At 42.4% G+C, this 20,344-nt stretch carries 17 protein-coding genes; 15 read left to right on the top strand and 2 right to left on the bottom strand.

Annotated features, from left to right (window positions below):
• Positions 1-358: 358 nt before the first annotated feature.
• From BU202_RS03650 to BU202_RS03630, 5 genes are all read left to right on the top strand, one after another.
• Entirely contained in the window at positions 359-934 is a 576-nt protein-coding gene (locus BU202_RS03650) for a restriction endonuclease subunit S (protein WP_075104453.1), read from the top strand.
• Position 935: 1 nt separating this feature from the next.
• Entirely contained in the window at positions 936-3,995 is a 3,060-nt protein-coding gene (locus tag BU202_RS03645; RefSeq protein ID WP_208604245.1) for a type I restriction endonuclease subunit R, read from the top strand.
• Positions 3,996-4,061: 66 nt separating this feature from the next.
• On the top strand, positions 4,062-4,691 hold the full coding sequence (locus BU202_RS03640; protein WP_075104452.1) for a restriction endonuclease subunit S: 630 nt from the start codon (positions 4,062-4,064) through the stop codon (positions 4,689-4,691).
• Positions 4,692-4,707: 16 nt separating this feature from the next.
• Positions 4,708-6,327: a type I restriction-modification system subunit M gene (locus tag BU202_RS03635; protein WP_075104451.1), complete on the top strand. Its 1,620-nt coding sequence runs from the start codon at positions 4,708-4,710 to the stop codon at positions 6,325-6,327.
• Entirely contained in the window at positions 6,303-6,842 is a 540-nt protein-coding gene (locus BU202_RS03630) for a restriction endonuclease subunit S (protein ID WP_083605751.1), read from the top strand. The genes BU202_RS03635 and BU202_RS03630 overlap by 25 nt, the downstream gene beginning before the upstream one ends.
• A 21-nt stretch (positions 6,843-6,863) precedes the next feature.
• Here the strand turns inward: BU202_RS03630 and BU202_RS03625 are convergent, their stop codons facing one another.
• Positions 6,864-7,796 carry a site-specific integrase gene (locus BU202_RS03625; protein WP_075104449.1) on the bottom strand — a complete coding sequence of 311 codons (933 nt, stop codon included), beginning with the start codon at positions 7,794-7,796 and terminating at the stop codon, positions 6,864-6,866.
• On the bottom strand, positions 7,790-8,254 hold the full coding sequence (locus BU202_RS03620) for a restriction endonuclease subunit S (protein ID WP_244149015.1): 465 nt from the start codon (positions 8,252-8,254) through the stop codon (positions 7,790-7,792). Before BU202_RS03620 ends, BU202_RS03625 begins: the two co-directional genes overlap by 7 nt.
• Before the next feature lie 198 nt (positions 8,255-8,452).
• On the opposite strand from BU202_RS03620, the gene yycF reads away from it, so the two are divergent.
• The 10 genes from yycF to BU202_RS03565 all read left to right on the top strand — a co-directional run bounded on the left by yycF (position 8,453) and on the right by BU202_RS03565 (position 20,342).
• Positions 8,453-9,157 carry a response regulator YycF gene (gene yycF / locus BU202_RS03615; protein ID WP_075104447.1) on the top strand — a complete coding sequence of 235 codons (705 nt, stop codon included), beginning with the start codon at positions 8,453-8,455 and terminating at the stop codon, positions 9,155-9,157.
• A complete protein-coding gene (gene vicK, locus BU202_RS03610; RefSeq protein WP_075104446.1) occupies positions 9,150-10,499 on the top strand; it encodes a cell wall metabolism sensor histidine kinase VicK in 1,350 nt (449 codons plus the stop codon). Before yycF ends, vicK begins: the two co-directional genes overlap by 8 nt.
• A gap of 6 nt (positions 10,500-10,505) precedes the next feature.
• Positions 10,506-11,309, top strand: coding sequence for an MBL fold metallo-hydrolase (locus BU202_RS03605; RefSeq protein ID WP_075104445.1), 804 nt, complete (start codon positions 10,506-10,508; stop codon positions 11,307-11,309).
• Positions 11,310-11,460: 151 nt separating this feature from the next.
• Positions 11,461-13,536, top strand: coding sequence for a penicillin-binding protein PBP2B (gene pbp2b / locus BU202_RS03600; RefSeq protein ID WP_075104444.1), 2,076 nt, complete (start codon positions 11,461-11,463; stop codon positions 13,534-13,536).
• 240 nt (positions 13,537-13,776) lie between these two features.
• Positions 13,777-14,373 carry a recombination mediator RecR gene (gene recR, locus BU202_RS03595; protein WP_075104443.1) on the top strand — a complete coding sequence of 199 codons (597 nt, stop codon included), beginning with the start codon at positions 13,777-13,779 and terminating at the stop codon, positions 14,371-14,373.
• Positions 14,374-14,425: 52 nt separating this feature from the next.
• Positions 14,426-15,472 carry a D-alanine--D-alanine ligase gene (locus BU202_RS03590; protein ID WP_075104442.1) on the top strand — a complete coding sequence of 349 codons (1,047 nt, stop codon included), beginning with the start codon at positions 14,426-14,428 and terminating at the stop codon, positions 15,470-15,472.
• Between the two features lie 916 nt (positions 15,473-16,388).
• Positions 16,389-17,462 carry an FtsX-like permease family protein gene (locus BU202_RS03580; RefSeq protein WP_075104441.1) on the top strand — a complete coding sequence of 358 codons (1,074 nt, stop codon included), beginning with the start codon at positions 16,389-16,391 and terminating at the stop codon, positions 17,460-17,462.
• 10 nt (positions 17,463-17,472) lie between these two features.
• Positions 17,473-18,141 carry an ABC transporter ATP-binding protein gene (locus BU202_RS03575; protein ID WP_075104440.1) on the top strand — a complete coding sequence of 223 codons (669 nt, stop codon included), beginning with the start codon at positions 17,473-17,475 and terminating at the stop codon, positions 18,139-18,141.
• Between the two features lie 113 nt (positions 18,142-18,254).
• Positions 18,255-19,622, top strand: a complete 1,368-nt coding sequence (locus BU202_RS03570) for a UDP-N-acetylmuramoyl-tripeptide--D-alanyl-D-alanine ligase (RefSeq protein ID WP_075104439.1) — start codon at positions 18,255-18,257, stop codon at positions 19,620-19,622.
• Between the two features lie 24 nt (positions 19,623-19,646).
• Positions 19,647-20,342 (top strand): YwaF family protein, encoded by a 696-nt coding sequence (locus BU202_RS03565; protein WP_075104438.1) that lies wholly within the window; start codon positions 19,647-19,649, stop codon positions 20,340-20,342.
• Positions 20,343-20,344: the final 2 nt, after the last annotated feature.

The following is a 20,344-nucleotide window of genomic DNA, read 5'->3' as shown; positions in this document are numbered from 1 at the left end:
ATTCCCGACTGGAGAAAAGCCATGCGACTAGGCAAGCCGATTGTGTAAACGATAAAACCCGCTGAAGAAACACGGTTCTTCAGAGGGTTTTTATCGCGTCATTTATTTTCCAAGTGGTTGCCCAGCGGATATTTGAAAGCCCGACTGTTCTTCATGCTAAAGTTAGTTTAGGAAATGGGCAAGGGGAGGGATTTTCAGGGATTGCCTAGCAGAATTTGAAGTTGGTTTAGTGATAGTATGAAATAGTGATAGTTAAAAAACAATTTTTAGAAATATAAAAAAATTACAAAACCACTTGACGGGATAGTTCTTTTTGTTTATAATATAACTATATTACAAAAAATCGGAGGTGAGTTCTTTGAAAAAAAGAAAAATCAGTGATTTTGTAACCTTTGTACCTGGTGTAAATCCAACAAGGATAGAAAAACAGTATGATATGAAAGAACTTGTTTATTACGACCAAACTGCTTTTGAACAAGACTATAACCATATCGAGGAGCAGATTGAAGAAAATAATAGAGAAACTTTGCCGGATATTTTGCCACTTCAAACAGGAGATGTGATTATTAGCAATTCTCTTCAAAGAGCAGCAATTGTGGGGCCTGCAAATGCAGGAAAAATTCTTTCGCTTAACTTTACAAAGGTAAAATTCCAATCGGTGGATCTTGATAAAGACTATTTTCTTTATTTGTTTAATGCCTACCGAGATGTGCAACGTCAAAAAGAGCGAGAGCTTCAAGGAGCAACTATTTTGCGAATTCCTATTAAAGCCTTGAATCAATTAGTGATTCCAGTTCTAGATTTAGAGGAGCAGGTCAAAATAGGCAGCGCTTATCGCGAAGTTGTAAAACTGAGAACACGATGCAATCGGTATGGAGAACTGCTGGAACTTTTCGCCAGCCAAGTATTTGAAGAAAATCTAAAGGAGGAATAAGATGATAAAAAGTCAATCTGAATTGGCATTTGAGAAAGAGGTCATCGAATATCTGACCAAAATCGGTGGCGTCAAGCAGTGGGAATATAAGAAAGAAATAAAAACGACGGATGATTTGTGGAAAAATTTCAAGCAAATCTTGGAGCAAAATAATCGTGCTCGTTTAGAGGATCCTTTGACAGAGACAGAGTTCAATCAAGTCAAAAAAGTCATTTCAAGTCTTGATACTCCTTATAAAGCTGGTCAATTCCTCTATGGAGTGAATGGGTTTTCACAAGTTGAAGTGGATTTGGATAATGGTCAGCACGTCTTTCTCACTATTTTTGATCAAGAACAAGTTGGTGGTGGCAATACTGTTTATCAAGTAGTCAATCAGATTGAGCGTCCTAAAGTGGTGGATGGCAAGAGCAATCGCCGTTTTGATGTGACCTTACTGATCAATGGTCTGCCAATGATTCAAATTGAGCTCAAAAAGGAACTCCACAGTGCGACAGAAGCCTTAAATCAAATGGAGCAGTATATCGCTGAAAAGCAGTATAGTGGGATTTTTTCTACTCTGCAAATCCTCATTGCGATGACGCCTCATGAAATTCGCTATATGGCCAATACGACTTTGGATAAGTTCAATCGTGCTTTCGCATTTCATTGGCAAAATGAAGAAGATGCTCATCGTGTGGGAGATTGGAAGGTTTTTGCCGACAAGGTTCTATCCATTCCAATGGCTCATGAGCTATCAACTCGTTATATGGTACTTGATGGTACCAAAAACAAGGAAAGTATCAAAGTCATGCGTCCTTACCAAGTATATGCGACCAAGCGAGTGTTAGATAAGGTGCGTGCCTTTGATTTCCAATATGATGATGGCAAGCTGGGGTACATCTGGCATACAACTGGTTCGGGAAAAACCATTACCAGCTTTAAAACAGCATGGCTTGCGAGCCGTTTATCAAATGTCGACAAAGTGATCTTTTTGGTCGATCGAATTGCTCTTACCAATCAAACAGTGGATGCTTATCAAGCCTATGATCCTGTGTCAAGTTTTGAGGGAAAGACAGGTGTTGTCAGTGATACAGCCAATATAGCCGACTTACATCGGAAGTTGACCAAGAAGAGTGATAAGAATATCATCGTAACCAGTATCCAAAAAATGTCGCGTTATGTTGCAAAAGAGCGTTTCAAGCCTGTGTCAGACCATATCTTATTTATTGTAGATGAAGCGCATCGTTCTACTGGAGATGGAAGTGAAAATGAAGGGATGCTTGAATCCATTCGTAGAGCTTTCCCGCATGCTGCTTGGGTTGGCTATACAGGCACTCCAAAATTTCCTGAAACACCTACCATTTTTGGTGATCTCCTGCATGCCTATACGATTAAGGAAGCGATTGCTGATAAAAATGTATTGGGCTTTAAAGTAGAATTTAAGGAGACGATTGAGGCACCAGAAAATCCGACAGAAGAAGAGATAGATGATCGGATTCGCGCAAGTGTCTATGATGATAGTCCTGAACATGTTGACTTAGTCGTAAAAGACATTTTCGAACATTGGGAGGATCGTTCGAATAATCGTAAATACAATGCTCTATTTACAGTACATGTCGGAGGTAGCAGAGCCAGCACCCCACGGGCAATGGAGTATTTTGATAAATTTGCAGAAATCAATGAGACCAAGAGCGATGAAGACAAATTAAAAGTTGCTATCAGTTTTTCAGCAGATACATCAAATGGTGCGAATCAATTGAAAACAAATGAGAATCTTCATCGAGCGATCAAGGCCTACAATCAGCTATTTGGTACAACTTTTGATATGACCAGTGTCAAGCAGTATGCGGAAGATTTGGCTCGAAGGTTAAATAAAACGGCAGATGATGGGAAGTATTTGGATCTTGCGATTGTCGTGGATCAGCTCTTAACAGGCTTTGATGCTCCAGAGATGAATACCTTATATGTGGATCGGACATTAAAAGGTGGAAATCTCATTCAGGCTTATTCTCGGACCAACCGCATGCACAATTTGCTTGATAAGCCACAGGGAAATGTGGTGAACTATCGTTGGCCTAAGCAAAATGAATACGAGATGAACAAGGCTTTTGCCATTTATTCTAACCGTTCTTCTGCTGATGAGCAATTATCCCTCGATGAGCTAAAAAAAGGCAACGAAGAGGCAAATATTATTTCAAAACCGTTTGGTGCTGTTCAGGTGGAGATGCAAGAGGTGGTTCAACACTTATCGACCTTAACCAATGCTTTTATGCAGTTGCCACCGAGCGAAAAAGCGCAAGATGAGGTATTTGAAGAATTGAAAGAGTATAATCGCTTGCTTAGTCAGCTAAAACAATACACAGAAGATGAAGAAGGGCAGACAATTTCAGCTTATGAAGATCCAGAGACGTTTTATCAGCGGATTGGAATAACGAGAGAGCAAGAAATCAGGCTCACGACAGTTATTGCTGGGGAATTAAAAGAAAGACGTGCCAAGCGGGACAATATTGATATTTCTCAAGTAAACCTAGCTATGGTTCATATTCATGATGTCAAAATCAATTATGACTATTTGGTGGACTTGATTGCCAAAATGGCAGATGAAATTCATGCGAATCAAATGGAAAAGGCAAAACATACACATCAGGAAATTCAGGTTGAAATTGCTAAATCTGACAATGAGAAAGAAAAATCCAAGATGCGCCATTTTGTTGAGAGGATTTTTGACAGAAGTTTCGTCTTTGATACCTATCCCGCTCCTCGTGATGTTGAGACGATGAATGCAGCTATGGAGAGAGTTCAAAAAGAAAGTCATCTCAAGTTAGTAACGGAATTTATTCGTAAGTGGGGCTTGGATAATAGCACAAATCCACGAGAGTTGATGAAATTGATTGGCAAACACCAGTTCGGTCAAGAAGATATGGACAGACAAGGAGAGCTTACGTCTCTCATGAATGAAGCGCGTGCAGATTACAAGGAGATCGCAGAAGAGGGAGTGGCTCAATTATCTTGGGTGAGATACCGTATTGACTTACGCAAGGCATTTTATGACATAGCGGATAAGATTAAGCAGGGAGAATAAGGAATATTTGCTTGGGGAAATATGGAAATGGTGCTAAAATGAAAAAATATACAAAAGGAGAGCAAGATGAATGAAAAAATAAACAAAGAACCTTTACTTCGCTTTAAAGGATTTACGGACGCTTGGGAACAGCGCAAGTTGGGGGAGTTAGGGGAAATTAAAAGGGGATTAACCTATAAGCCTTCAGATGTTCAAGCCCAAGGAGTACGTGTATTAAGATCTTCTAACTTACATAATGATGAGTTCATACTGCATAACGATGATATATTTGTTAGAAAATCAGCAGTTAAGATACCGGAAGTTCAAAACGGTGATATTTTAATCACAGCTGCTAATGGTTCATCAAGGTTAGTTGGTAAACATGCGATTATTCATAGTTTGGAAGGTCAAACAGTTCATGGCGGATTTATGCTGATTATGCGAAGTAATAATCCAAAGTTTGTTAATTCTTTAATGAGTTCAAATTGGTACCATAAATTTATTTCTATATTTGTTTCAGGTGGAAATGGAGCAATTGGAAATTTAAATAAATCGGATTTAGAAAAAGAATTAGTATATATTCCAAGTAAAATCCCCGAACAAACCGCCATCGGCACCTTCTTCTCCACCCTAGATACGCTTATCACCCTTCATCAACGTAAGTGTGAATTGCTGAAAAAATTGAAAAAAACACTCTTAAAACAAATGTTTATTTAAGGAAAGGAAATAAATTATGGCAAATGCGAACGAAATCACATCAAAATTATGGGAAATGGCCAATAAATTACGCGGAACCATGGACGCAAGCGAATATAAGAACTATATTCTCCCCTTTATGTTCTACCGTTATCTATCAGAAAATCAAGATGACTATTTGAAGGCCAATCATTTAGAAGAATTTTATGAAGTCACAGATTCCGAGGAAAAAGAAGAGTATCTTGAAGAGATCTCAAAAGGCATTGGCTATGCTATTGATCCAGATTATATTTGGGAAAAAATGGTCTCAAAAATCGAACATCATAAAATCAAGGCTAGTGATTTTCAGGATATGTTTGATTCCTTCAATACGAATGCCAAGCGCAATCCAGTAGCAGCAGATGATTTTGCCAATGTTTTTTCAGATGTCAATCTGGGAGACACGCGTCTGGGATCTTCTACAAATGAGCGTGCGAAAGCCTTAAACGATATTGTCTTGATGATTCATGAGTTTGATTTTAAAGATGAGTCAGGAAAAGACATCTTAGGAGATGTCTATGAATACTTGATTGGACAATTTGCTGCCAATGCTGGAAAAAAAGGAGGGGAGTTCTATACCCCTCACGAAGTCAGCAAAATTCTAGCAAAATTAGTCACCATGGATGCCGGACAATCGGACGAACAATTCCATGTCTATGACCCAACAATGGGATCCGGTTCGCTTCTTTTAACGGTTCAAAAAGAACTACCAAATGGAAGTGAAAAAGGATCAGTTGATTTCTATGGGCAGGAGTTAAATACAACGACGTATAACCTTGCTCGTATGAACTTGATGATGCACGGAGTTAATTATCGAAATATGACCCTCAAACGTGCCGATACCTTAGATGCTGACTGGCCTTTTGATGAAAAAGATGGTGTCCAAATCCCTTTGAAATTTGATGCAGTCGTGGCTAATCCTCCTTACTCTCAAAATTGGGATATTAAAAATATCGATCGTGAGAAAGATATACGCTTTAAAGGTTTTGGTGTAGCTCCAGCCTCAAAAGCAGACTATGCCTTTATCTTGCATGGTTTATACCACTTAGAAAAAACAGGGACAATGGCGATTGTCTTGCCACATGGTGTGCTGTTTCGTGGTGCGTCAGAAGGGAAAATTCGTAAAAATATCATCCATGAAAATTTGTTGGATGCCGTGATTGGCTTACCAGCCAACCTCTTTTACGGAACCAGTATCCCAACCTGTGTCCTCGTCTTTAAAGGCCGTGAAGCGCGTGGGAATAAGAAGGATATTCTGTTTATTGACGCGTCTAGAGAGTTTGAGAAAGGAAAAAATCAAAACAAGCTATCTAGCGAAAATATTAACAAGATTATTGAAACCTATCGCAACCGAGAAGATGTTGACAAGTATGCACATGTAGCAACGCTTGATGAAATCAAAGAAAATGACTATAACTTAAACATTCCACGTTATGTCGATACCTTTGAAGAGGAGGAAGTACCACCATTATCAGAAGTAGCGCAGGAGTTACAACAGGTACAAGCAGAAATCGAGCAATCTTCCCGTGAGTTATTCGAGCTCCTAGGCTCACTCAAAGGCACAACAGATGAAGCACAAGAAGAATTGACTAAATTTATCAATTTATTTGGGAAATAAGGAGCGTTAAAAGGAGCAAGAGAGATTTTCTTGCTCCTTTTACTTCCGCTTGGGAACAACGTAAGTTGGGGGAGGTGCTACAAAAGCAAATCAAAGGAAAAGCACAGTCCGAAAAACTTTCAATCGGAAATGTAGAATATTTAGATGCTGCAAGATTGAATGGGGAAAATATATTTTTATCTAATGGGATTAGAGATGTTAATGCTGATGATATTTTAATTATGTGGGATGGAGCTAGTGCAGGAAAAGTTTATATTGGTTTTGAGGGGGTACTAGGCTCTACCTTAAAGGCTTATACCACAAAAAAAGAAGTGTCTTCTAAATTTGTTTATCAATATTTATCAGCAAATGAAGACGAAATTTTTAGAAAATACAGAACACCAAATATTCCCCATGTTATTAAAAATTTTACGGATATTTTTAATATTCCAGTTCCATGTTTAGCCGAACAAACCACTATCGGCACCATCTTCTCCACCCTTGACACGCTCCTCACCCTTCATCAGCGTGAGTAAAATGTACTAAAAATTTAGCAATTAACTTAGGCTAGATAGTGAACGCATAACCAAGTCAACATCTTGATTTTCTAATTCTTGAATGATGTGTAGATAAGTTTTTTGAGTCGTCGTCATACTTGCATGTCCAAGCCTTCTGGCGACACTTGCAATAGATACTCCAGCGAACAATAATAACGACGCATGCGTATGTCGTAATCCATGTATAGAAATGTTCGGGATATTTGATTTCTCGCACAATCGTGTAAGGACACCATTTACAGTAGAATTATAAATTTTCTTAGAAGAGGATACAAAAATTGGTTGATCTTCGGGAAGATTTTTGACTAATTCAGAGAACTGAATGACGGTCTGCCAATCTATCTGAATTTTTCGAATAGATGAACGATTTTTAGTTGGTAAAAAGCCCCCTTTTCCCTTATAATCCCAAGTTTTTGAAATGGATAACATTTGGTGAGAAAAATCAAAATCTTTAGGAGTTAATGCAAGTGCTTCTGAAAATCGCATTCCTGTTTTTGCAACAAGCAGAATAAACCAATCCCAATTTATTTCATTGGTTAAATGGAGATTCGTAAGCAACGTATGCAATTCAAACTGATTTAGGTATTTTATTTTTTTCTCCCGAGGCGTTTTCCCTTTTATAATGGCTTTTCTGGTCGGATCTCGATCAATGAGACCCTCATCCACGGCATCTAGTATTGCTCCTTTTAGTTGATGATGAAAATCCATGGTTGTTTGCCGCTCATGCTCTTGAGCATAATCATTGAGAAGTTGTTGATAGGATATTCGTGTTAATTCTTGGATAGTTAAATGAGGAACCAATGAAACTAACCATTTATGAGTCATCAAATATTTTGCCATTGTTACATTTCGAATCGCTCCTTCTTTATAAATTGTTATCCACCTCTTATAATAAACATGAAACAAATCATTTTTCGTAATTTCATTCAACATAGTTCTTTCCCTCCATAAATAAAATTAGGCAGACACTCACGCTGATGAAGGGTGATGAGCGTGTCTAGGGTGGAGAAGAAGGTGCCGATAGTGGTTTGTTCGGGTATGACAGGGAGTAAAATTCTAATATTAGATAATTGTGGTACAGTTAGTTGTGGAACTCCTGTCGATTCTATAAAAATATGTTGTTGGTTTATTGCATTAGCTAAAAAATCTGAATCACATTGAGATTTCAGAGCCAAAAGTCTTACAACTGGAGTAAAATTTACTTTTCTTGCAAAAGCAACGCCTACTTCCCCACGACCTGTAACAGTAACCGCTGGTGCTTCAATTCTATAGTCTTCAGAATAGTAACCAACAATTCCTTCATTGTTCAGTGAATTAGCAATTACAGGATAAGCGCCACTAGCTAACAATTTATTTTTAGCAATATCACCACCTGCTACAATGTCCGCCACCTCCCCCAACTTACGTTGTTCCCAAGCGTCCGTCTAATTGTCACTAGCGCAAGTTATTTGGTGTCTATTATTGGTAATAGATGTTTTTTCGGGTATTGTCAAGTGAAAAACACTCTTCATCCACTTCCCCACACTTCCTCCATGCGAATTTGGCAGACTTTTGGTATAATGGGCATTAGAATGACGAGGTGAGAAAAGATGAAAAAAATCTTGATTGTTGATGATGAGAAGCCGATTTCGGATATTATCAAATTCAATATGACACGAGAAGGGTATGAAGTGGTGACGGCTTTTGATGGTCGGGAGGCCTTGGCCTTGTTTGAAGCAGAATTTCCAGACATCGTGATTTTGGATTTGATGCTGCCAGAGATTGATGGGCTTGAGGTGGCACGGACCATTCGCAAGACCAGCAATGTGCCGATTTTGATGCTCTCTGCCAAAGATAGTGAATTTGACAAGGTCATCGGTCTTGAAATCGGGGCAGATGATTATGTGACCAAGCCCTTCTCTAATCGGGAATTGCAGGCGCGGGTTAAGGCCCTGTTGCGCCGCAGTGAATTGTCTGAAACCCAGATTGATATGGAAACCACTGGAACGCCTGAGTTGACCATTCGGGATTTGGTTATTCTTCCAGATGCCTTTGTGGCCAAAAAGCATGGCAAGGAGTTGGAGTTGACCCATCGTGAATTTGAGTTGCTCCACCATTTGGCTAAGCACTTGGGACAGGTCATGACGCGAGAGCATTTGCTGGAAACCGTGTGGGGCTATGACTACTTCGGAGATGTGCGGACGGTTGATGTGACGGTTCGTCGTCTGCGTGAGAAGATTGAAGATACACCGAGCCGTCCAGAATACATCTTGACACGGCGTGGTGTGGGATATTATATAAAGGGAAATGATTAATCAATTACGGTATTTAATAACGACACCTGAGTTTTGGTTTGTAGTCATCTTGATTGGTTTTGTCATTGCATTGACAGTCTTACTGATTGAAAATCACCGGGATAATCAGCAAATCAAGGAACTCAATAAAAAGGTCAAGCGCCTGATTGAGCTGGACTATTCCGATGTTCTGGATATGCGCGGTAGCCCTGAAATTACAGAGATGGCCAATTCGCTCAACGATTTGTCTGAGGTGATTCGCCTGACCCATGACCATTTGGAGCAGGAAAAGACGCGTCTGTCCTCCATTCTCGCCTACATGAGTGATGGGGTGATGGCGGCAGACCGCATGGGGCGGGTTATCATGGTCAATGAAACAGCCCAAAAGCAGTTGGGACTTGCTTCTAAAACGGCCGAACAGCGGGATTTGTTGGACATTCTGGGCATTCGTGAGGACTACAGTTTTCGGGATTTGCTAGCGCAGACGCCTGAAATCGTCATCGAACACGATAATGAAAATGGTGAATTTCTGACCTTGCGGGCCAATTTTGCGACCATTCGTAGCGAAAGTGGCTTGATTTCAGGTCTCGTTGTCGTCTTGCACGATATGACCGAGCAGGCCAAGGAAGAGCGGGAGCGGCGCTTGTTTGTTTCAAACGTTAGCCACGAATTGCGGACCCCGCTGACTTCGGTCAAATCCTATCTGGAAGCCCTTGATGATGGTGCCTTGACCGAATCGGTCGCACCGAGTTTTGTCAAGGTGTCGCTCGATGAAACCAATCGCATGATGCGGATGATTTCAGACTTGTTGAGCCTATCACGCATTGACAATCAGGTCAGTTCAGCTGATGTGGAGTTGATAAACTTTACGGCCTTTGTGACCTTTATCTTAAACCGTTTTGATCAGATGAAGAGCCAAGAAACAGGCAAGGAATATACCATTGTCCGTGATTACCAGATTACACCGATTTGGATTGAGATTGATACGGATAAGATGACGCAAGTCATGGATAATATTTTAAACAATGCCATTAAGTATTCACCAGACGGTGGGAAAATCACCTTTAGCATGAAAACGACAGATACTCAGTTGATTGTGTCCATTTCTGATGAGGGCTTGGGCATTCCCAAGGCTGATTTACCACGGATTTTTGACCGCTTTTATCGGGTGGATAAGGCGCGTTCCCGTGCGCAAGGTGGTACAGGACTTGGTCTCGCCATTGCAAAAGAAATTGTCAAGCAACACAAGGGCTTTATCTGGGCTAAGAGTGAATATGGACATGGTTCAACTTTCACCATTGTGCTACCATACATTAAAGATATGACAGCTGATGAGTGGGAGGATGCAGAAGAGGAAGAATAGGAGTGTATGGGAGAAACAGGATTTCGATATAGTATTTTAGCCTCTGGTTCGAGTGGAAATTCCTTCTATTTAGAGACAGAGAAGAAAAAGATTTTAGTAGATGCTGGCTTGTCCGGCAAGAAAATTACGAGTTTATTAGCAGAAATTGGCCGCAGACCCGAGGATTTGGATGCCATTTTAGTGACGCACGAGCATAGTGATCATATCCATGGCATTGGCGTTTTAGCCCGTAAATACGGCATGGACATCTATGCCAATGAGGCAACTTGGCAGGCCATGGAGGGAAAGGTAGGCACGATTGCCCTTGAGCAAAAGCATATTTTTGAGTTGGGGGTGACCAAGACCTTTGGCGATTTGGACATTGAAAGTTTCGGGGTCAGCCATGATGCGGCTTGTCCGCAATTTTATCGTTTTATGAAAGACGACAAGAGCTTTGTCATGCTGACGGATACGGGCTATGTCAGCGATCGTCTAGCAGGCATTGTGGAAAATGCAGATGGCTACTTGATTGAGTCCAATCATGACGTGGAAATTCTGCGGGCGGGTTCTTACTCATGGAACCTTAAGCAACGTATTTTGTCCGACAAGGGACACCTTTGTAATGAAGACGGGGCAGATGCCATGATTCGCTCTCTTGGAAATCGAACCAAGAAGATCTATCTAGGCCACCTCAGCAAGGAAAATAATATCAAAGAGTTGGCCCACATGACTATGGTCAACCAACTGGCCCAAGCGGATTTGGGTGTCGGAATTGATTTTCAAGTCTACGATACATCGCCAGACACCGCAACACCCTTGACGACGATTTAATTGGAAAAAACCATATAGATTTTTCAGAAAATCTGTATGGTTTTTTCGTTCGGATAGAGGAGAAAATTCACCAGAATTCACCCGTCCAAACAGAAAAAAATAGGTCTAGTGTGATATAATAGAAAAGAATTTTCTAGAATGAGGTGTTAGAGTGACGAAACATGTACCTTCCCGCAAGGGGCGCGAGGATGCCTTTATTCCTCGACGATTGAATATTTTATTTGCCATTGTCATTGTCCTGTTTTCGGTCTTGATTTCGCGCCTGGCCTATATGCAGATTATCAATAAAGATTTCTACACTGATAAACTCGCCAAAGCCAGTCAAAAAGTGATTACGAATAGCTCCGTTCGTGGACAGATTTATGATGCCAAGGGCCTTGCTTTGGTGGAAAATCAGGTCGAGCAGGTCGCAACCTTTACCCGCTCCAATAAAATGACCGCCCGCCAGATGAAAGAAATTGCAGCTAAACTTTTGCAATGGGTGACCTTGACCGATGTAGATGTCACACCGCGGGAGCGAGCGGATTATTATCTGGCAGACCCAGAAGTTTATGCGGAAGTCGTAAAAACATTACCCAAGGACCAGCGTTTGGACACAGACGGCAACAGCTTAGATGAAACGGTCATCTATAACAATGCTGTTGCCAGCTTGACAGAAGAGCAGACGGCTTATTCAGAAGAAGAATTAAAGGTCGTAGAACTCTTTTCGCAAATGAATGCTGCTGCTTATTTTGAAACGGTCAATCTCGTTACCGATCCGCTGACAGCTGAGCAGATTGCCATGATTGCCGCAAATGAAGCAGATTTACCAGAGATTTCGACCGCAAGTAGCTGGAAACGAGTGGTAGCGCCAACCTCGCTTGCTTCCATCATCGGAACCGTCACGACGCAACAGGTAGGTTTGCCAGAAGAAGATGCCAAAGAGTATTTGGCCAAAGGCTATTCGCTCAATGACCGAGTGGGAACAGCCTATCTGGAAAAACAATACGAAGAAGTGTTGCAGGGTCAACGGGAGAAAAAAGAAATCAACCTCGACCGTAATGGGAATGTCGAAAACATCACGACCATTCAGGAAGGTAGCAAGGGAAAAAATGTTAAATTAACGATTGATTTAGCCTTCCAAGACGGAGTCAATGCTATTTTGAAGCGTTATTTTGATAGTGAACTAGCGACAGGCAGCGCCCGCTATTCAGAAGGAGTCTATGCCGTTGCGCTTGAGCCCGAGACAGGGGCAGTTCTTGCCATGGCAGGCTATAGCCATGATACCAAGACCAATGAAGTTAAGGAAAATGCCTTGGGCACCATCACCAATACCTTTGTACCGGGGTCCATTGTCAAGGGAGCGACCCTGACAGCAGGATGGGAGGAAGGAGTGATTGCAGGCAATCAGGTGCTGCTAGATCAGCCGATTCAATTCGCAGGTTCTGCTCCCATTACTTCTTGGTTTACCCTGTATGGCAACCGCAACATTAACGCAGTCGAAGCCCTGCAATATTCATCCAATACCTATATGGTTCAGATTGCTCTTGACATGCTAGGACAACCCTATGTTCCTGGAATGATTTTAAAGGAAAATGACTCCCTCAATACTTCTATGGAAAAATTGCGCACGACCTTTGGAGAATACGGTCTCGGTGCACCAACAGGAATTGACCTACCGCTTGAATCAACTGGGTTTATCCCGAAAGAGTATTCAATTGCAAACTATCTGACCAACTCTTTCGGACAGTTTGACAACTATACACCGATGCAGATGGCCCAATATGTAGCTACAATAGCAAATGGTGGTCGGCGAGTGAGTCCACATATAGCAGAAGGGATTTATGCCAACAATGCAGAGGGAGGTCTCGGTGAGAAGATTGAGGCTATTTCTGGAAAAGAGTTGAATCAGGTTAATCTTTCAGCAGAAGAGATGGCGCTTATCCAGCAAGGATTTTACATGGTGGTGAATGGCGGAAGCGGTCTGACGACAGGAAGAGGCCTTGCAGAAGGTGCTAGCGTATCCATCAGTGCCAAGACTGGTACGGCCGAAACCTTTGTCACAACAGAGACAGGCCAAGTCTTGAACGCAGTTAACACCAACATTGTTTCTTATGCACCAAGCTCCAATCCTAAAATCGCAGTAGCGGTTATTCTGCCGAATTTGACGGACTTAAATTCAGCTGCAAGTAAATACATCACGACAGAGATTATCAACCTCTACCAATCCCTTCACCCGATGAATTAGGAAGAAATAGTTAAGTTTTAGGTGATTCGTTGCAAATCTCCATCTTAAGACCGATGTCAGAGCATCCAGTTTGGAGTATACTATAGTCAATCCTAAAATTTTTCATAATCTCCGAAAATAACCAGCCGTCAAGGCTGGTTGTTTTTTTGTTGGATAAGGTCATTTTGTGATATAATGGAGGATAGAAATAGCCTAGAGCTTCTAGCGAATTGAATGATAGTAGAAAGATAGAAACCAACATTGTTATACCCAACACCCATTGCGAAATTGATTGAGAGTTATTCAAAACTCCCTGGAATTGGTATCAAAACAGCGACTCGTCTGGCCTTTTATACGATTGGTATGGAAGAAGATGTGGTCAATGAATTTGCGAAAAACCTCCTAGCAGCCAAGCGTGATTTGGCCTATTGTCAGATTTGCGGCAATCTTGCTGAAGAGGAGACCTGTGCGATTTGTCAGGATCAGACGCGTGATGTATCAACGATTTTAGTGGTAGAAGACAGCCGTGATGTATCTGCCATGGAAAATATTCAGGAATACCACGGCTTGTACCATGTTCTCCACGGCCTGATTTCCCCCATGAATGGGGTTGGTCCAGATGATATCAACCTCAAGAGTTTGCTGACGCGCTTGATGGAAAATGAGGTGACCGAAGTCATCATTGCCACCAATGCAACAGCCGATGGTGAGGCAACTTCCATGTATATTTCAAGAGTGTTAAAACCTGCCGGAATCAAGGTGACCCGTTTGGCGCGGGGACTCGCAGTCGGATCGGATATTGAATACGCAGATGAAGTCACCCTCCTGCGAGCGATTGAAAATCGTACCGAGTTATAGTTTTAGAAAACAAGCATTATCAAGAATTAGTATAGAAAGTTAGGGAAAATTCATGTCAAAAGAAACCATTATCCTCCTGTATGGCGGACGTTCTGCCGAGCGTGAAGTGTCGGTCTTGTCTGCCGAAAGCGTTATGCGGGCAATCAATTATGACAAGTTTTTTGTCAAAACCTACTTTATTGCGCAAAATGGTGATTTTATCAAGACGCAGGAATTTGATAGCACACCGTCTGCCGATGAACGCTTGATGACCAATAGTAGCATTGTTCCAAGTCAAGGCATTCGTCCGAGCGATATTTATGAGGAAAATGCAGTGGTCTTTCCAGTGCTTCACGGTCCCATGGGCGAAGACGGCTCTATCCAAGGTTTCCTAGAAGTCTTGCGCCTGCCTTATGTGGGGACAAATGTTCTGGCTTCTAGTGTGGCCATGGATAAGATTACGACCAAGCAGGTTCTCGCTTCAGAAGGTATTCCCCAAGTGGCCTTTGAAACAGTCATTGAGGGCGAAGATGTCGAAGCAAAAATCCGTGCGGTAGAAGCCAACTTGACCTATCCAGTCTTTGTCAAACCAGCCAATATGGGCTCAAGTGTCGGGATTTCAAAAGCAGAAAATCAAGCTGAGTTGCGAGCTGCCATCGCACTCGCTTTCCGCTACGATAGCCGCCTTTTGGTGGAGCAGGGGGTCAATGCGCGTGAGATTGAAGTCGGCATCCTAGGCAATACAGATGTACAGACGACCCTGCCTGGGGAAGTCGTCAAGGACGTTGCTTTCTATGATTACGACGCTAAATACATTGACAATAAAATTACCATGGCGATTCCAGCGGAAATCCCAGCTGCTACTGCGGAGCAAATGCGCTCTTACGCAGCTAGTGCCTTTCGTGCCATTGGTGGGGGCGGTCTATCGCGCTGCGATTTCTTCCTGACAGAGGAAGGAGACATTTTCCTCAACGAGTTAAACACCATGCCAGGCTTCACCCAGTGGTCAATGTACCCCCTCTTGTGGGACAATATGGGTCTTGCCTATCCTGATTTGATTGAAACCTTGGTAACTCTAGCCAAGGAAACCTTTGCTAAACGCGAACAACATTTGATTTAATAGAGTAGAAGATAGAAGTGAGGGGAGTTGGCTTTCCTCCTTTTTTCTAGATTTCTTACTAGAACAGGAAAACATTGCTATCCTCAACAAGATGCTGTCTTAATCACTAAACATATGGTATAATAAATAGAATATAAGGAATCGGTTGGAACGAGAGTCTAGTTGGGACGAATGGCGCGATTACGAAATCTAGCAGAAAATTTTCTAGTTTTAGAGCCATGCTGTTTCAACTGATTCCAAAACGAGCCGTATGACATCGAGGACACCGTGAAAGTTTTAGAGCCGTGCTGTTTCACCTGGTTCCAAAACAGCAACGAACTAAGCTACTATGAGTTCAAAGTTTTAGAGCCGTGCTGTTTCAATTGGTTCCAAAACCGTTATTTATATAGAGGGCGATGGTTTAGTTTTAGAGCCGTGCTGTTCCAATTGGTTCCAAAACCGTTATTTATATAGAGGGCGATGGTTTAGTTTTAGAGCCGTGCTGTTCCAATTGGTTCCAAAACTTTCTTTTGGCAGACCTGAAATAGTTTCGTGTTTTAGAGCTGTGCTGTTTCAACTGGTTCCAAAACTGAAGAGCTAGAAACAGATGCTGTCGCAAAGTTTTAGAGCTGTGCTGTTCCAACTGGTTCCAAAACTTTTCTTAATGTTTCCATTACTGAAATAATGTTTTAGAGCTGTGCTATTTCACCTTATTCCTATAGTATTAACATGAATGACCATTCGGTCATTCATTTTTTATACCCAGTGAGCAAAATTCTTGCAATTTGTTCTCATAAGAACTAAAATGGTTCTCATGAGAATTAAAAAGAGAGGATAGGATGATGTGGCAGTTATTTGAAAGACCGACCTAGTCGTCAATATAGGATAAAAAGAGAAAATATCAGAATGAATTTGTAATGAATAGAAATGAGGATATATGTTTTTAGCAATTGAAGAAATGCGCCAGAGCAAGCTCCGTTATGGCTTGGTCTTGGGCTTATTGGTATTGATTGCCTATCTCGTCTTTTTCTTGACGGGCTTGGCTTATGGCTTGATGCAGCAGAACCGAGCTGCGGTTGATAAATGGCAGGCAGACTATGTCTTGCTCTCGTCTGAGGCTAATAAATTGATGAGTGCATCGCATGTCGATAAGAAACTCGCAGATGAAGTGACAGCAGATGAGGTGGCTCTTATCAAGCAACAAGCAGGTGCTGCTTGGGTTAAGGACGAAGCGACCTCTGATGATAAGCAAAAAATTAGTGTCTTTGCCATTGAAAAAGGGACGTTTGTAGAGCCGAATATTGTCGAAGGTCGTTTGTTTGAACAAGCACACGAGGTGGTAATTGACAAAACTCTCGGGGAGAAAGAAGGATTTGAAATCGGAGAGACCGTTCATCTATCTGTTTTTGATGAGCCCGTGACCATTGTCGGCTATACAGAAAATGCGGCTTTTAGCGTGGCACCTGTTGTCTATATGGACTTTGACGATTTGGATACGACAACCAAGATTCCAGGTCAGGACGATGTGACCTCTATCAGCGGGGTGATTGTTCGTGGCGATGTGGCAAGCTATCCTGAAGACGACTTGGAAAAATTAACAGTAGCTGATTTCATCGAACACTTGCCGGGCTATCAAGCGCAAAACTTGACCTTTGCCTTTATGATTGGCTTTTTGGTGGTGATTGCAGCCATCGTGATTGCGATTTTCATCTATGTTTTGACCACCCAGAAAGCGCCAATTTTTGGGTTGATGAAGATTCAGGGCTTGTCAAATGGCTTTATTTCAGCTAGCGTTGTGGCACAGACCTTCTTGCTCTCTAGCCTTGGAACGCTCCTAGGCCTCTCGCTGACCTACCTGTCTTCTATCGCCCTACCAAGTGCTGTACCGTTTGAGAATAACTGGTTCTTCTATGGAGGTGTCAGCCTTGCCTTAGTGGTCTTTGCCTTGCTTGGCGCGAGCTTCTCTGTTCGCTCCATCTTCAAGGTTGACCCATTGCAAAATTTGTCCTAGGAGGAAGAACATGAGCACCTTAGTATTTGAAAATATCAGTAAACAATTCAAGGACGGAGACCAGACAATTACCGCACTCAAGCCCACCAATTTTAGTGTGGAGGCTGGAGAATTTGTCGCCATTATCGGGCCGTCTGGGTCTGGGAAAAGTACCTTTTTGACCTTGGCTGGAGGTTTACAAACACCGTCAGCAGGTCGCATTACCATCAATCAGGCTGATTATTCAGACCTGCCTGAAAAGAAACGGGCCCAGCTTCGCTACAAGGATATTGGCTTCATCCTACAATCTTCCAATCTGATTCCCTTCTTGACGGTGGAAAAACAGTTGGAATTAGTGGATCGTGTCAACAGACGCTCCAACAAAGAAAAGCAGAAAGAGCTGCTCGCAGACCTAGATGTGGCGCATTTAAAAACCAAGTTTCCCAAAGATTTATCTGGAGGAGAGCGCCAGCGAGTGGCGATTGCCCGCGCCTTATACAATGATCCAGCTCTTATTTTGGCCGATGAGCCGACAGCGAGTTTGGACACGGATCGCGCCTTTGAGGTGGTAGCGCTCCTTGCCAAAGAAAGCAAAGAACGCAACAAGGCTATCATCATGGTTACCCATGATCATCGCATGATTGAGCAGTGTGACAAGGTCTATGAGATGAAAGACGGTGTCTTGACACAGGTTCGATAGGATACTGGCTTAAAAATATGATATAATAAAAAGAGCATACGCTCTTTTTGTTTTGCTTCAAGCTAAAAGGGGAAGTATCCCCCTAATCGACAAGAGCGTTTTTGGAGAAAAAGATGAAATTAACAGTATATGAAGTTGCTCAGGTTGTCGGAGCGAAAAACGACGTGACCATATATGAGAATCAGGCCCTACAAAAGGTGGAATTTGATAGCCGTTTGATAGCAGAAGGCGACCTCTTTATCCCGCTCAAGGGAGCACGAGATGGGCATGCGTTTATTTCCGTGGCTTTTGAAAATGGCTGCGCGGTCACCCTATCAGAAAATGAAGTGCCTGTTCCCCATATCCTAGTGGATGACTGCCTGCTAGCCTTTCAGACCTTAGCTGCCTATTACCTAGAGAAAATGCAGGTAGAGGTCATCGCCGTGACAGGTTCAAATGGCAAAACGACCACCAAGGACATGATTCACGATGTTTTGGCCACAACCTTTGCCACCTATAAGACCCAAGGGAATTACAATAATGAAATCGGGCTGCCTTATACGGTGCTGCACATGCCAGATGGTACAGAAAAACTAGTCCTTGAAATGGGGCAGGATCACCTAGGTGACATTCATCTTCTGTCAGAAATCGCAAAACCAAGTTTAGCTGTGATTACCTTGTTTGGCGAAGCTCATCTGGAATTTTTCGGTTCACGGGAGCAGATTGCCCAAGGAAAATTGCAGATTGCAGATGGGATGTCAGAAGGAGCAACCTTATTGGTACCCAATGACCCGATTGCAGCTACTCACCTACCAAGTCAGCAGCAACTGCTACGCTTTGGTGAGGGGGGCGATTTGCAGGTGACGAGCCTAGTAGAGAGCAAGGACAGCCTGACCTTTCAGGTCAACTTCATGGACGGAGATATTTTCTTACCTGTTACAGGCAAGTACAATGCGACCAATGCCATGCTAGCTAGCTATGTAGGCAAATGCTTGGGTGTTTCAGATGCCGCCATTAAGGAAGCGCTGGCGCATCTACAGCTGACCCGCAATCGAACAGAGTGGAAAAAAGCAGGAAATGGTGCGGATATATTAAGTGATGTCTACAATGCCAATCCGACAGCCATGCGCCTGATTTTAGAGACCTTCTCCAGCATTCCCGCAAATGAAAATGGCAAGAAACTGGCTGTGTTAGCGGACATGAAAGAATTGGGAGAGCAGTCGGTTGCCCTCCATCAAGAGATGATTACGAGCCTGTCGCCCAATTGTCTGGACACCCTATTCTTTTACGGACAGGATATTGAGGGCTTGGCCCAATTAGCTGCTCAGATGTTCCCGCTCGGCAAGGTGTATTTCTTTAGAAAAAATGATGCAGAAGATCAGTTTGAGGAGTTAGTTGCCCGTGTCAAAGCCTGTGTCAATCCGCAGGACCAGATTTTGCTAAAAGGCAGCAATTCCATGCACCTTGACCAGCTGGTCGCAGCTTTGGAAGCTATGGCGTAAGAAGTAGCACAAAAGGAAAAAACAATGAAAGAATTTTTTAGTAATCAGCCTAGTTTTCCACCAGAGCTCGGTGTTGCTGGGCATGTATGTCTCCTGCTCGGTCTGGTATTGATAGTGATTGGAGCAATCAAATACCATGAAAACAAGGCCTGGCAGCAGACTTTTAAAGGAATACAGATTCTCCAATTGATACTGCTTTACGGCTGGTATCTGGCCATTATGGCACCAATTTCCCAATCGCTACCGCTCTACCATTGCCGTATGGCCATGTTTGTGCTCTTATTAGCTCCAGATGATTCACCTTACAAGGAGTATTTTTCCCTGATAGGGGTATTCGGCTCCATGTGCGCCTTGATTTATCCCGTCTTTGATCCTTTTCCTTGGTTTCATGTGACCATCTTTTCCTTTATCATCGGCCATCTGGCCCTTTTAGGAAATGCCCTGAACTACCTCTTGCGTCAACCGTCTTACCAGTTAAGTCTAGGAAGGATTGCGGCGATTACCTTTGGAGTCAATACCTTCATCTTGCTGGTCGATGTGGTGACAGGTGGCGATTATGGCTTTTTACGAAAGTTGCCACTCTTAGGCGATTATGGTCTCTTTTGGAATTATCTGATAGAAACAATCCTGTTTACAGTCATTCTAACAGCTTTCTTAAAACTCTTCCAAGTGCTACAGGAATCTCGACAGGTTGAAAAACAGGAATACGAAAGGAGCTGACG

The organism is Streptococcus cuniculi (assembly GCF_001921845.1).
GTDB lineage: Bacteria > Bacillota > Bacilli > Lactobacillales > Streptococcaceae > Streptococcus > Streptococcus cuniculi.
Note: the sequence above shows the minus strand (reverse complement) of the source record. Positions and strands in the feature narration are given on the sequence as shown.